Raw genomic sequence first — 13,323 nt, 5'->3', positions numbered from 1 at the left:
GGCGCGTGTAGCGTTTCCGATTGCAACCAGCAGCGGGCGGACTTAGTCAGGAACGCCTGATAAGAAGCCGCGTCGTGAGAATCGCCCGAGGGAATGGTGCCGTGAAACGGGTTCGAACGTTCTTGCTGCGGCTCGCCGCCGCAATCGCCGCCGTCGGCGCCGTCGCCATCGCTGTTGCCTCTCCGGCGCATGCGGTCACCGAGATCCAGTGGTGGCACGCGATGTCGGGCCAGCTCGGCAAGCATCTGGAGAAGCTCGCCGCCGATTTCAACGCGTCGCAAACCGACTTCCGCATCGTCCCGACCTACAAGGGCAACTACACGGAGACGGTGACGGCCTCGATCTTCGCGTTTCGTTCGCGCAGCCAGCCGGCGATCGTGCAGGTCAACGAGATCGCGACCGCCACCATGATGGCGGCGCGCGGCGCGATCTATCCGGTGTTCGAGCTGATGCGCGACCAGAAGGAGGAGTTCTCGCCGAGCGCGTATCTGCCGGCGGTGACCGGCTATTATTCCGACGTCGCCGGCAACATGCTGTCGTTTCCGTTCAATGCCTCGACGCCGATCCTCTATTACAACAAGAATCTGTTCCGCGCCGCCGGGCTCGACCCGGAAGTCGCACCGAAGACCTGGCCGGAGATCGGCGCTGCGGCGAAGCGGCTGCGCGCATCGGGCGCGCCTTGCGGCTTCACCACGTCGTGGCCGTCATGGATCCAGATCGAGAATTTCTCCGCCTTCCACAATGCGCCGATCTCGACCAGCTCGAACGGCTTTGCGGGGCTCGATGCGGAACTGACCTTCAACAATGCGCTGGTGGTGCGGCATATCGGCCAGCTCGCCGAATGGCAGGCTACCAAGGTCTACGACTACAGCGGCCGCGGGCAGTCGGCGGAGCCGCGCTTTCAGAAGGGCGAGTGCGGCATCTTCATCGGCTCGTCGGCAACGCGCGCCGACATAAGAGCGAACTCGAAGTTCGAGGTCGGCTACGGCATGTTGCCGTACTGGCCTGACGTGGCGGGCGCGCCGCAGAACACCATCATCGGCGGCGCCACGTTGTGGGTGCTGCGCAGCCGGCCGCGTGCGGAATACGCCGGCGTCGCGAAATTCTTCGCCTTCCTGTCCAGGCCCGAGGTGCAGGCGGCCTGGCACCAGAACACCGGCTATCTGCCGGTGACGCGCGCGGCCTACGACCTGACGCGATCGCAGGGTTTTTACGACCGCAATCCGGGCGCCGCGATCTCGATCGAGGCGGTCACCATGAAGCCGCCGACGGTGAACTCGCGCGGCGTGCGGCTCGGCTCCTTCGTGCTGGTGCGCGATGCCATCGAGGACGAGCTCGAGCTCGCCTTCAACGGCAAGAAGAGTGCGAAGGCCGCGCTCGATGCGGCGGTCGAACGCGGCAACCGCCTGCTGCGCCAGTTCGAGCGCGCCAATCCGGACCGGTGAGTTGCAACGGCGTATCATGCCGCACGCATTGTGGTAACCACGCGCGAGGTCATCTCGTGCAGCTTGCGAACCCACCACTCGTCGAAGCGCGCGAGCGGGTAGGCGGCCGCCAGCGTCAGCGCGACGAAGAGCAGGAACGCCACCGGTGCCGCGACCATGGCGCCGAGATTGGCGTCAAGGCTGGAATGGACCGGTGCAATGAGCGCGAGCAAGATCGGCAGATGAACCAGATAGATTGGAAAGGACAGCCGGCCCAGCAGCGCTGCGGCCGGCCGCGCCAGTTGCTTGCGTAGCGGTTCGCAAAACAGGGCCAGCGCCACGATCGCAACCGCGGCGATGCCGTGCAGAACGGGTTCCATTTCCGGCGAAGCGAACGGCGCCATGAAGGCATAGAAGCCTGTGGGCCTGGAGTATCCCTCGTAGCCGCAAAGCACGATCGCGAGGGCGGCGGTGACGAGCACGATCGGCGCGCGCCACGGATGCATGAAAGCCAGCGCGACGGCGACGGTGTCGCGTTCCATGTAGATGCGCGCGATCAAAACTCCCGAAACCATCGTGGCATAATAGACGCCGCCATCTCCGGTGTAGGCCGCGGTCAGCACCAGCACGATCGTGCCGGTCGGCATCGCGAGCGCGAACGATCTCTGGAAGATCAGGATGAGCGCGGTCGCGTAAGCCGCAAAGCTGCCGAACAGCTCGTAGTGCATGGTCCACAGCACCGTGTTGAAGCGGGCGCTGCCATGGAAGAACGTCGTGAACAGGCCGTCGATCAACGCGCTCCGGACGACGGATAGATCCGGATCGAAGACCCCCGTGCCGAACCATGTGCGGTCCTGATAGAGGCCGAGCAATACGAATACCGCCGACAGGATATTTGTCGTCACCACCAGGGGAACCAGCCGCGGCCATCGCTTGGCGGCACCGGCAACGAGCTGGCGCCAGTCTTGCCGCTCCATGGCGCGCAGGGTCAGCACGAAGCCGGACAGCACGAAGAAGATCGAGACGGCGGCGGTGCCATTGACCAGCGCGAACAGCGGTGTCCGCACCAATGCAATGGGATCGTCGGGAAAATTCCGTCCGTGCAGTCGCGGTGCAACGACCAGCAGAAAATGGTGCAACAGCACGATCGATGCCGCGATGCCGCGAAGCGCCTCCAGTTCGATCAGCTTGGCGCGGTTCGCCTCGAGCATGTCGCAGCCTTTTTCGGCGTCAGACGCCAAAGTGGATTACTTCCCTGCGCCGCCGGGGTCACTTGCCTTGTCCGGGACGGAATCAAGGAACTGAATCCTGATGCCGGGGGCGACCGTCTTCCCGGTGATCCGCTGTATCGCCTCGTTGGGATTGCTCAGGCAAATCGCGCGGAATTCCGGATCGGTCTGCGAGAGCCGGAATACCCTTTGCACGGCGCGCTTCAACTCTTCCTCGGTCAAGATATCCTCGTGCATTGCCGAACTCCGCGTTGATGGGCCGTGAGCTTCGATCAATTCAGCAGCAGGACCGAAGGAATTCTTGCCGGATCGGCCAGCCGCAGCAATTGATAGCCGACGCCTGCAGTTCCCTGAAACAGGCTGGGATTGAAGAAGCCGTTCTCGAAGGCGATGCTGAAGCTGCCGCGCCTGTTGCCACGCGCAACGGTTTTGGCTGCGAGCTGCCGCGCCTTGCGGGACCACCCGCCTTCCGAAAATCGTTCACCCGCGCTGCAGAGCGTATCCATCAGCCCGGTATTGCCGCAGCACAGATGGTCGCGCGGCAGCAGATCGGCCTGGCTGGTTGACGCCAGCGCGGCCGCGATGTCGCGCCGCACGTCGCTGGTGTCCATCACATCCAGCGCTGCGATCCGTCCGAGGCCGATGCCCGGTGCGCCATGGCACCACGCCATGCAGAACTTCGGACCTTGCGCGAGCGTGGTCGCGGCACGCCGGTAGTCCTGCCAGTTGTTGTGGTCCGCCACGAACGCGCGCCCCTCAAAGCCGACGGCATCGGCCGCCGCCTGGTAGAACCCGGCATCGCCCGTCACCTTGTATAGCTGCAGCAGCGCATAAGCGATGCCGGCAGCGCCGTGGGAAAAACCGGTGATGTGACGCTTCTCCAGCGTCGGCCATGTCCTGAAGCCGAACGGGTCGGGCGCGCGCCGCTGCAAGAGGTGGCGGCCGCATGCGATGGCAGTGGCAAGAATCTGCTCGTCGGCGGTCGCCGCGTAGCAAGCCAGCAAAGCGGGAATGGCGCCGGCGACGCCGCTCATGGCGTCCAGCCTCTCGTCCGTTTCGATCTGCGTGGTGCGAATTCGCCGCGCTGCAATCGCTGCATCCGCGATCAGGTCGTCCTCTCCCAGAAGCTGCCCCGCTTTGGTCAGTCCATAGGCAATCGAGGCCAGCCCGTCATAACCACCGAAGCCGAACTCCGCCAGTTCGGTGTCGGGTGCGGTCCTGATCCAGCGCTGCACCGGATTCAGCGCGGCGTGGGCCAGCGCCCGGTATGCCGACCCCGGCAGGAATGCTTCCAGCGCAGCAAAGAACAGGCCTACACCGACACGGCCGTTGTAGAGATCGTTCTCCATCGGCTGCAGGGTGTATCGCTCGGCCGCCGACGAATAATGCAGCACCATCCAGCCAAGGTCGCCGTTGTTCTGGCGGAAAGCTTTCGCTTCGATCTCGTTTGCCAGGTCGATGGCGACGGCGAGCAGCGTGTCTTCGCCCAAGGGTTCGATATCGCCGAACTCTTCCGGTGCTGCTGCCGGATCGGCACCAAGGTTTGCGCTCCGGACATCGAAGGAGCCGGCGATCAGGCTGAGTTGCCAACGCAGGTCGGCTTCGTTCAGCCCCCTGATCTTCGCCCGTGTAGCGCTCCACGCGGAATCGGCAAAACACCCGGCTATCGAATTGTCAGGTCCCAGTCTCAGGGCGGTTTCGTCACCGCGCGCGGTGAATCTCGGAATGTCCAGTTGCCAGAGCGAAGCCGTCTCGGCTTCTATCAGCGGCCAGGTCATCGGCCGATCCGGCGCCTCGATCAGCTTCCGTGCCAGCACTTCGAACTGGATGGCGAAATCGACGCCGTCGCGGACATGGGCGGGATGCAGCGCCCTTTGCAGGATCAGCGAATACAAAGCGGTCGATCGGTAGATGAACCGGGAATGGTGCGAAAACATCGCGCGCAACGGCCCATTCTCGTCGAGCAGCAGATCGGACTTCTGCTGCAGGAAGCGATAGGCCTCCTCGAAACCTTCCAGGATGATGTCGGTGTAGTCATCCAGAATGGCAGTCTTGCCGTTCAGTTTCGGCAGATTGCCGGCGGTTTGTGGCCGCTGCCTTTCGTAAACATAGTCCATCCCGTCGGTGTTGACGTATTTCCATATCAAAACGTCGGCTTCGCCTTCTTCCGCGTCGGAATGTGCAAACGCAGAAATATCGAAGTACTGATGACCCAGCTTGACCGGATCGGGCAGCAGGTCCGTTCCCAGCACGGAGAGGCGCAGCCGCTCCGTCATTTCGTCCGGAGCGCCGCCGATTTCGATCCGGTGATGACAGATCGTCTCCAGATCGATCGGCACGGGATGCTCGCCGTCGGCAATCAGGTTCTCGAAATGGAAGTCGCTGCCGTTGAGAGCATAGACCAGGCAAAGCAGATTTCCCGACCGGCGATAGTAACGGCGGATTTCCTCGTCCGTGACACACGATCTGTGTTCGACAAACTCGACCCAGCCATAATCGCCGCGATCGAGAATCGTCAGGATCCGAAACGGCAAGAGGACGTCGATGCGATTGATCGCGGCGACGAAATCGAAATACGCGCGTTCGACGCCGAGGCTCCGCGGCTTGTAAATGAGCTTGAGTCCGGACGAGAATTCGACCGAGATCACCGCGCGGCCGCCGTCGTGCGGATCGGAAAGGCCGGTCTCCGCTGCGACGGGCCGACCCGCCGGCTTGCCCCGGCCGAATGTCCGCTCTATTTCGGAGAGGTCATCGGATAGCCGTTTCTCGAATTCGCCGACGTTGCGAACCCATTGCGCCAGCGCGGTCGCCAGCAGCCGGGCCATGACGCAATTTTCCTCGAACAGCTGATACCAGCCATCCCGGTAGGTTGCCGCGACGAAGCGGCGATACTGCTTGCGCGAGTCCGGACCCGGTGCGGCATCCGCATCCCCGTCATCGTCGAACTGGCGGCTTGCCAGAAAGGTGCGAAACTCCACCGTCAGGACGCGCGCGGCGATCTTGGCAACCCCCTGCAACAGGTCGCGGGCGAAGATGTTCAGCACGCCGGAGATAAGGGGGCTTGCCCTGTTTTCGGAAAGCAGGGCACACGCCGTTTCGACAAACGGCACGAACAATTCTTCGAACGGCAGCGGGTCGTGAGGCCGCAGATAGGGGAAAGTCCTTGCCGCGTCCGGCGCAAGCGCAGCGTCGCGCAAGCGCGGCGTCGCATCCAGCACCCGGCGGAGGACATGACACCATTCGGGCAGTTCGAAATCCGCGGGGATTTTGGGGCGTCCCAACAGACATCGGGCGCCGGCAGGGTCCAGCCTGTCTCGCGCAAGCCGCGCGACGAACAGGGCCTCGTCGCCCTCGGCCGCGGCGCCTCGCCATGCCTTCAGCCTTGCGGCGGCTTCTGGCGGCTCGGTCGGGCTCCCCGCGCAGAGGCCGGCCGCGAGCCTTTCCTGGATGGACAGCGAGTCGACGGCGATTCTTGCGAACCAATCTGGCGAGAGCAAAGGCCCGGGCCCCCTTGTCGGTTCGATCACGGGAGAGCTATTCCCTGCGGTCGGGCGGCAAACACGACACCGCTCCGCCTGAAGTCCCCCTCAGGCGGAGCAAGTCGATCGTACCGTCCGGCAGTTTCGCGTTACTCGGGAGCCAACGGCCCGCGAGCCCGATAAAAGCAGTTATTCAGGGTCTTTGGCGTCGAATTCTTGCACGATCCCTCCATCCGGGCAGCCGGACGTCTCGCCTCCTCGATGTTCGCGGGAAGCGCATGCTGTGTCAGCAATGGCGGCAGAACAAATGTACGAACGCCAACCTCACGGTTCTTCTCAGTGCCAGGCATCAAAATGTCCTCACCTTGACGGGTGACGGCCAACCCCAAAAAGTCGCCACCCTCATTCGTAAATGGGGCTCTAACCAGTCTAGACTGCAACCGCCGGCTGTCAATTCCGGCACGGGAATCAATGACCGCCGAGAGCGAAAGCGATGATGACGGCAAGCCTGCTCCGCCCCGGGAACGGCGGGCGATGTCGTCCATGATCGTCCAGTTGCTGCCCTGTATCTGGCCCCGCGACCGGCGGGATTTGCAGTTGCGGGTGGTCGTCGCACTGTTGTTGCTGCTGGCGACGAAGCTGGCGACGCTTTCCATTCCCCTGCTTTTCAAGCTGATCACCGACGCGCTGGTCGGTGATCCCGAAAAGCCGCCGATGGCGGGGTCGCAGTGGACGGTATGGCTGCTGGGCGCGCCGGCGGCGCTGGTCGTTGCGTATTGCATCGCCCGCATTCTGGAATCGGCGCTGACGCAACTGCGCGACGGCCTGTTCGGCAAGGTTACGATGCATGCGGTGCGGCGCATGGCGGTGAAGACCTTCGCCCATCTGCATGAATTGTCGCTGCGCTTCCATCTCGAGCGAAAGATCGGCGGCCTGAGCCACGTCCTCGAGCGCGGCCGCAACGGCGTCGAGATCATCGTCCGGCTGATCGCGATGCAGTTGCTGCCGACCTTCATCGAGCTGCTGCTGATCGTCGGCTACATGACGTGGCAGTTCGACTGGCGCTATGTCGTCACCGTCCTGCTCACGGTCATGGGCTACGTTGTCCTGACCTGGCGTTTGACCGAGAGCCGGCTTGGCGTCCGCCGCATTGTGAACAACGCCGACACGGATGCGAATTCGAGGGCTGTCGATGCGCTGATCAATTACGAAGCGGTAAAATATTTCGGCAACGAGGACCGCGAGATCCGGCGCTACGATTCCGCGATGCGGCGCTACGAGGAGGCGAGCGTCAAGGCGATCACGTCGCTGTCGGTGACGAATTCGGCGAACACCATCTTGTTCACCGCGGGTCTCGGCGTCGCCATGGTGATGTGCGTGCTCGAGGTCAAGGCCGGCACCAAGACGGTCGGCGACTTCGTGCTGATCAATGCCATGATGTTCCAGCTCTATCAGCCGCTGTATTTTGTCGGCCTCGCCTATCGCGAGGTCAAGCAGGCGGCGGCCGATATCGAGGCGATGCTGTCGGTGCTGGGGGAGGAGCCCGAGATAGAGGACCGCGCCAGGACGCAACCCCTGAAGGCCGGAAGCGGCGTGATCCGTTTTGACGATGTGGTGTTTGCCTATGAGCCGGGGCGCGCCATCCTCAAAGGCGTCAGCTTCGACGTGCCGTCAGGCAAGTCTCTCGCCGTCGTCGGTCCATCCGGGTCGGGCAAATCGACCATCGCACGGCTGCTGTTTCGCCTGTACGACGCGACTTCGGGCCGAATACAGATCGACGGACAGGATGTCGGCGAGGTGACGCAGGCTTCATTGCGCGCGGCGATCGGTATCGTGCCGCAGGACACGGTACTGTTCAACGACACCCTGCGCGACAACATCCGCTATGGCCGCATGTCGGCAACGGACGCGGAGGTTGAGGAAGCCGCCCGGCATGCGCAACTCGACGGGCTCATTCGTGCGGCGCCCGACGGCTACGAGACCGAGGTCGGCGAGCGGGGCCTGAAACTGTCGGGCGGCGAAAAGCAGCGCGTCGCCATCGCGCGCACGATTCTGAAGAATCCGCGCATTCTGGTGCTCGACGAAGCGACGTCCGCGCTCGATTCCAGGACGGAGAAGGAAATCCAGGGCGCGCTGGAAACGGTCTCGCGCAATCGGACCACCTTGATCATCGCCCACAGGCTTTCTACCGTCGTTGGCGCCGACGAGATCATCGTTCTCGATCGAGGCGTGGTTGCGGAGCGCGGCACGCACCAGGCCTTGCTGGCGAAAAGCGGGCTATATGCCGCCATGTGGCGTCATCAGAACGAGACCGGCGATGGTGGATGAACATTTCGACGCAGGCAATGTCGGCAGCGGCCCCGGCGATTTGCTGGCGCAGGCCATGCTTGCGCTGGACGACGGCCGTGCCGCTGACGCGGCGCGGTTGGCGGCTGAGGTGCTCGAGGCCGATCCGCGCCACGCCAGCGCGCTTTACGTCCTGGGTTACGCCTTGACCTTGCAGGGCCGCTACGACGAGGCGGTCGACATGCTCGGGCGCGGTGTTGAGGTCGCGCCCTCGAGCCCGGAAATATCCCTCCAGCTCGGTTATGCCCAGCTCTCCCGCCGGGACTGCACCAGCGCCAGGGTCGCCTTTGCGCAGGCGCTCGACATTTCGCCGCAGGCGCCCGATGCCCTGTTCGGCCTTGCCAAGGCGCATCAGGAACTCGGTGAGAATGAGCCGGCGGCGGAAGGCTTTCGGCGCTATCTCGCCATCCGCCCAAACGATGCGGGGGCCTGGCTTAATCTCGGCCATTGTCTGCTGGAGCTTGGCCAGCTTGATGCCGGCTTCGAGTGCTTCCGCACGGCGGCGCGCGGTGATACTGCGCGCTACGGCACCGCGCTGACCTCGCTCTCGGCGGCCTCGCGCGGCCGGTTTTGGCTGAGGCCGAGCGACGCCGCGCGGTTTCTGCGACCGCCGCAGCCGGCAGACTAAAGCACGATCCGGAAAAATGTGAAGCGGTTTTCCGAAAAGATCATGCTCAGACAAGAAGCTAGAGCGGGATGACGATTCGAAGAGAAGTCATCACGCTCTAGCGCTTCGGCATCCGAAAACGCCTTCGGTACACGTCGGCGTCCTGTCCGATAGCCTCGCGCGTCCGGATCATCTGCTCCGCTTCTTCCGTGGAAAACGTTTCGAACCGGCCGGTCCAGCTTTCGCGCCTGATCGGCAGGCATTGCGCCACCGGCGTGCCCTTCGGGAGGATTCCGTTGAAGGCGGCATCATGCCAGCGCGCCGGAAAATTGATGGGGCTGTCGTGAAACGTATCGCAATCGACCAGGCCGGTCAGCGTCGTGAACGGCAGGTCGGCGCGGTTGACCGGGTGAGTGAAGAGGATCGAGTAGCCCGGCGGCGCCTCAATGGTCCAGAAATTGTTGAACTTGATGACGAAGCGATCCTCGTCAAAAAAGGGAGTGCCGACGATCTGGCTGGAGTCGTGAAACCCGATCGGCGAATGCGAATATTCGCTGACGAACCCTTCGGGGACTTCGAAATTCCAGGAGAATTCGCCGTCCCGCACCTCAAGGTCGATGGGCAACGGAATCAGGAATCCGTGCGTCATGGCATCGATGAAGGGCGGGCATTTCTTCACCGTCTGGGCCTCGGCGCCCATGGTCGGGTTGAACGCCTTTTGCGGCAGGGCCTTGAACCAGTCGGGCAGGCCGTACACCGCCGGAATCGGTCGCGGCAGGATGTCGTCGAGTTCGCTCGGACAGCGAAACGTCAGGGTCGCTTGAGGGTCCATGACATCTACCCGTGTTTCCAGCAGATGCGCGCGCCCGTGCGGCGCGGAAACGCTGAACTGCGATATCGGCGCATGTTACAGCGCCGCCGCGCTGGCGCGAATATGACTTGCCTGGCCCCGGCGCCTTGCTGGCCGCCGGCCATCCGCGCCGCGCGCGCAGCCTGTTCGCGGGATCTGGCTATTTGCGAGCGGACGTGAATTTGGCGCTGAAGCGTTGCCTGATGGCCCTGATGCTGGCTGCGCCGCGCCTCGCTGCTCTCGGACGAACCCCTACCTCTGGTATCGACCCACCATGGCCGCGCTGCGGGCGCTGAAGAAGATTGCCTCGACCGACGGCTGCGGCCGGCGGCAGCTGGTCGCCTCGCCCCGCTGCCTGCGCATCAATGGCGAGGACTATTGCCCCTGAAGCAATGCGCCGCACAACGATCGGGCCGCCCAATTTGTCAGCCTATATTTTGAGCAAAGCCGGCGCTTTGTATGCAATCTGTGCGCCTGCGAAATAGGCGCGGTGGGCGGCATCAGGAGGAATTTCATTGCGATAACAGTATGTTATTCGTTCGTTAGGGCCTCATTAAGCTCTGGCATAATCCTTGCGAATCCCGCTCCGGCATTTTCACAGAAAGCCTTGGAGCATCCCATGAAGCGTCGCGATTTCCTCAGATCTGTCTCCGGGCTGGCGGCAGGCGCCATGGTGCCGGCACCGGCAATCTGGTCGTCTGCAAAAGCCGATGCCCGCTCCGAGACGCTGCTGATCGTCTCCGAAGGCGGCCCCAACAACCTCGACATCCACGGCGTCGGCACCAACGTGCCCGGCTATGAAGTGTCGTGGAATTGCTACGACCGCCTGATCAGCCACGAGATGAAGAGCGGTCCGGGCGGGGTGCCCTACTACGACCGCGACAAGTTCAAGGGCGAGCTCGCCGACGACATGAAGATCGACGACATGTCGGTGACCTTCAAGCTGAAGAAGAACGCCAAATTCCACGACGGCACGCCGGTGTCAGCCAAGGACGTCAAATGGTCGCTCGACCGCGCCGTCAAGGTCGGCGGCTTCCCGACCTTCCAGATGAGCGCGGGCTCGCTGACCAAGACCGAGCAGTTCGTCGTCGTCGATGACAATACGGTGCGCGTCGACTTCGCCAAGAAGGATCGCCTCACCATTCCCGATCTCGCGGTCATCGTGCCCTGCATCGTCAATTCCGAGCTGGTGAAGAAGCATGCCAGCGAGAAGGATCCCTGGGGCCTCGAATACACCAAGCAGCAGACCGCGGGCTCCGGCGCATACAAGGTGACGAAGTGGACCGCCGGCACCGAAGTGATCATGGAGCGCAACGACGCCTGGGTCGGTGGTCCCCTGCCGAAGATCAAGCGCGTGATCTGGCGCATGGTGCCGCAGGCCGGCAACCGCCGCGCGCTGCTCGAGCGCGGCGATGCCGACATCTCCTATGAGCTGCCGTTCAAGGATTTTCAGGAGATGAAGGCCAACGGCAAGCTCAACGTGGTGTCGCTGCCGTTCTCCAACGGCATCCAGTATATCGGCATGAACGTGACCAAGCCGCCGTTCGACAATCCGAAGGTGCGGCAGGCCATGGCCTATGCGATCCCATACCAAAAGATCATAGACGCCGTGCTGTTCGGCCTCGGCAATCCGATGTTCGGCGCGCCCGCGACCAAGGCGACCGAAGTGGCCTGGCCGCAGCCGACCAAGTTCAACACCGACATGGCGAAGGCGAAGGCGCTGCTGGCGGAGGCCGGCTATGCCAACGGTTTCGAGACTACGCTGTCGTTCGACCTGAACTTTGCCAACGTCAACGAGCCGCTCTGCATCCTGGTGCAGGAGAGCCTCGCCCAGCTCGGCATCAAGACCACGATCAACAAGATTCCCGGCGCCAACTGGCGCACCGAGCTCACCAAGAAGGAGCTGCCGCTCTACACCAACGTGTTCTCGGGCTGGCTCGATTACCCCGAATACTTCTTCTACTGGTGCTATCACGGCAACAATTCCATCTTCAACACGATGAGCTACAAGTCGGGCGAAATGGACAAGCTGATCGACGGCGCGCGCAATGCCGCCTCCGTCGGCGACAAGGCGAAATACGATGCCGACGTGAAGGGCTTCGTCGACATCGCCTTCGCCGAGGTGCCGCGCATCCCGCTGTACCAGCCCTTCGTCAACGTTGCGATGCAGAAGAACGTCTCCGGCTATCAGTACTGGTTCCACCGCCGCCTGGACTACCGCGCGCTCGTGAAGGCGTGAGAGGGCGAATGGCGAGTGGCGAATGGCGAATAGGGAGTAGCGAATGGTGAACGCAAAAGGTGATCTTCTACTCGCCATTCGCTATTCGCTATTCGCCACCGGCTATTCGCCATTCGCTTGGCGCGCGAGCGCGCCATGCTGACCATGATCGGCAAGCGGCTGATGTTCGCGATCCCGAGCCTGATCGGGGTCGTCATCGTCACGTTCCTGCTGACGCGCGCGCTGCCCGGCGATCCCGCGGCCTATTTCGCCGGTCCCGCCGCCACCAAGGAGGCGATCGAGCAGATCAGGAAGAAGCTCGGCTTCGACAAGCCGCTGGTCGAGCAGTTCGTCCGCTACACCGGCGATCTCGCCCAGGGCGACTTCGGCACCTCGCTGACCACGGGCCAGCCGGTGGCGACGGAAATCCGCAACCGCCTGCCGGCTTCCGCCGAGCTGACGTTGCTCGGGCTGTTCTTCTCGATCGCGATCGCGCTGCCGCTCGGCGTCCTCGCCGCCACGCGGCCGGGATCGTGGATCGATCATCTCTGTCGCGTCACCACCACGGCCGGCGTGTCGCTGCCGGTGTTCTTCACCGGCCTCGTGCTGGTCTATGTCTTCTATTTCCGCCTCGGCTGGTCGCCGGCGCCGCTCGGCCGGCTCGACGTGTTCTACAGCGCGCCGCCGACCGTGACCGGCTTCTACCTCATCGACACCCTGATCGCGCGCGACCTCGAAGCATTTCGTTCCGCGCTGAGCCAGCTGGTGCTGCCCGCCGCGACGCTCGCGATCTTCTCGCTGGCGCCGATCGCGCGCATGACCCGCGCCTCGATGCTGGCGGTGCTGGCGTCCGAATTCGTGCGCACCGCGCGCGCCAGCGGGCTGTCGCCGCACACCGTCGTCGTCACCTACGCCTTCCGCAACGCCATGCTGCCGGTCATCACCACGCTGTCGATGGTGTTCTCGTTCCTGCTGGGGGCCAACGTGCTGGTCGAGAAGGTGTTCGCCTGGCCCGGCATCGGCTCCTATGCGGTGGAGGCGCTGATCGCCTCCGACTTCGCGCCGGTGCAGGGCTTCGTGCTGACCATGGCGGTCATGTATGTGCTGCTCAATCTGTTCATCGACATTCTCTACGGCGTGATCGATCCGCGCGTCCGGCTGGAGGGCTGA

Annotated in this window: 9 protein-coding genes; 5 read left to right on the top strand and 4 right to left on the bottom strand. The window is 63.4% G+C overall.

Going from position 1 to position 13,323, the window contains the following annotated elements; genetic code table 11:
- Positions 1-143: 143 nt before the first annotated feature.
- Positions 144-1,445 (top strand): sn-glycerol-3-phosphate ABC transporter substrate-binding protein UgpB, encoded by a 1,302-nt coding sequence (gene ugpB / locus ACT4OC_RS11880; RefSeq protein ID WP_444839197.1) that lies wholly within the window; start codon positions 144-146, stop codon positions 1,443-1,445.
- A gap of 14 nt (positions 1,446-1,459) precedes the next feature.
- Here ugpB and ACT4OC_RS11875 read toward each other — a convergent pair whose 3' ends face one another.
- From ACT4OC_RS11875 to ACT4OC_RS11865, 3 genes are read right to left on the bottom strand one after another with little or no spacing between them, the layout of a single operon-like run.
- Complete coding sequence (locus ACT4OC_RS11875; RefSeq protein ID WP_444839179.1) at positions 1,460-2,635, bottom strand: acyltransferase family protein; 1,176 nt, start codon at positions 2,633-2,635, stop codon at positions 1,460-1,462.
- A gap of 36 nt (positions 2,636-2,671) precedes the next feature.
- Positions 2,672-2,875: a hypothetical protein gene (locus ACT4OC_RS11870; RefSeq protein WP_444839178.1), complete on the bottom strand. Its 204-nt coding sequence runs from the start codon at positions 2,873-2,875 to the stop codon at positions 2,672-2,674.
- 50 nt (positions 2,876-2,925) lie between these two features.
- Positions 2,926-6,180: a type 2 lanthipeptide synthetase LanM family protein gene (locus tag ACT4OC_RS11865; protein ID WP_444839177.1), complete on the bottom strand. Its 3,255-nt coding sequence runs from the start codon at positions 6,178-6,180 to the stop codon at positions 2,926-2,928.
- A gap of 486 nt (positions 6,181-6,666) precedes the next feature.
- Between ACT4OC_RS11865 and ACT4OC_RS11860 the strand changes: the two genes are divergently transcribed.
- Positions 6,667-8,460: an ABCB family ABC transporter ATP-binding protein/permease gene (locus ACT4OC_RS11860; RefSeq protein WP_444839176.1), complete on the top strand. Its 1,794-nt coding sequence runs from the start codon at positions 6,667-6,669 to the stop codon at positions 8,458-8,460.
- Complete coding sequence (locus tag ACT4OC_RS11855; RefSeq protein ID WP_444839175.1) at positions 8,450-9,106, top strand: tetratricopeptide repeat protein; 657 nt, start codon at positions 8,450-8,452, stop codon at positions 9,104-9,106. The genes ACT4OC_RS11860 and ACT4OC_RS11855 overlap by 11 nt, the downstream gene beginning before the upstream one ends.
- A gap of 97 nt (positions 9,107-9,203) precedes the next feature.
- On the opposite strand, the gene ACT4OC_RS11850 is transcribed toward ACT4OC_RS11855, so the two are convergent.
- On the bottom strand, positions 9,204-9,917 hold the full coding sequence (locus tag ACT4OC_RS11850; protein WP_444839174.1) for a hypothetical protein: 714 nt from the start codon (positions 9,915-9,917) through the stop codon (positions 9,204-9,206).
- A gap of 637 nt (positions 9,918-10,554) precedes the next feature.
- Here ACT4OC_RS11850 and ACT4OC_RS11845 point away from each other — a divergent pair.
- Both ACT4OC_RS11845 and ACT4OC_RS11840 read left to right on the top strand, forming a co-directional pair.
- Entirely contained in the window at positions 10,555-12,174 is a 1,620-nt protein-coding gene (locus tag ACT4OC_RS11845) for an ABC transporter substrate-binding protein (protein WP_444839173.1), read from the top strand.
- Positions 12,175-12,309: 135 nt separating this feature from the next.
- Positions 12,310-13,323 carry an ABC transporter permease gene (locus ACT4OC_RS11840; RefSeq protein WP_444839172.1) on the top strand — a complete coding sequence of 338 codons (1,014 nt, stop codon included), beginning with the start codon at positions 12,310-12,312 and terminating at the stop codon, positions 13,321-13,323.

Origin of the sequence: Bradyrhizobium sp. (assembly GCF_052389815.1) — a bacterium.
In the GTDB taxonomy this organism is placed as follows: domain Bacteria; phylum Pseudomonadota; class Alphaproteobacteria; order Rhizobiales; family Xanthobacteraceae; genus Bradyrhizobium.
This window is presented reverse-complemented; position numbering and strand designations above follow the sequence as displayed.

What these genes read in the sequence shown, in the direction of transcription:
- ACT4OC_RS11850 (WP_444839174.1), bottom strand. Translation starts at nt 9,917, where the DNA reads ATGGACCCTCAAGCGACCCTGACGTTTCGCTGTCCGAGCGAACTCGAC.
- ACT4OC_RS11855 (WP_444839175.1), top strand. Translation starts at nt 8,450, where the DNA reads ATGGTGGATGAACATTTCGACGCAGGCAATGTCGGCAGCGGCCCCGGC.
- ACT4OC_RS11860 (WP_444839176.1), top strand. Translation starts at nt 6,667, where the DNA reads ATGTCGTCCATGATCGTCCAGTTGCTGCCCTGTATCTGGCCCCGCGAC.
- ACT4OC_RS11840 (WP_444839172.1), top strand. Translation starts at nt 12,310, where the DNA reads ATGCTGACCATGATCGGCAAGCGGCTGATGTTCGCGATCCCGAGCCTG.
- ACT4OC_RS11845 (WP_444839173.1), top strand. Translation starts at nt 10,555, where the DNA reads ATGAAGCGTCGCGATTTCCTCAGATCTGTCTCCGGGCTGGCGGCAGGC.
- ACT4OC_RS11875 (WP_444839179.1), bottom strand. Translation starts at nt 2,635, where the DNA reads ATGCTCGAGGCGAACCGCGCCAAGCTGATCGAACTGGAGGCGCTTCGC.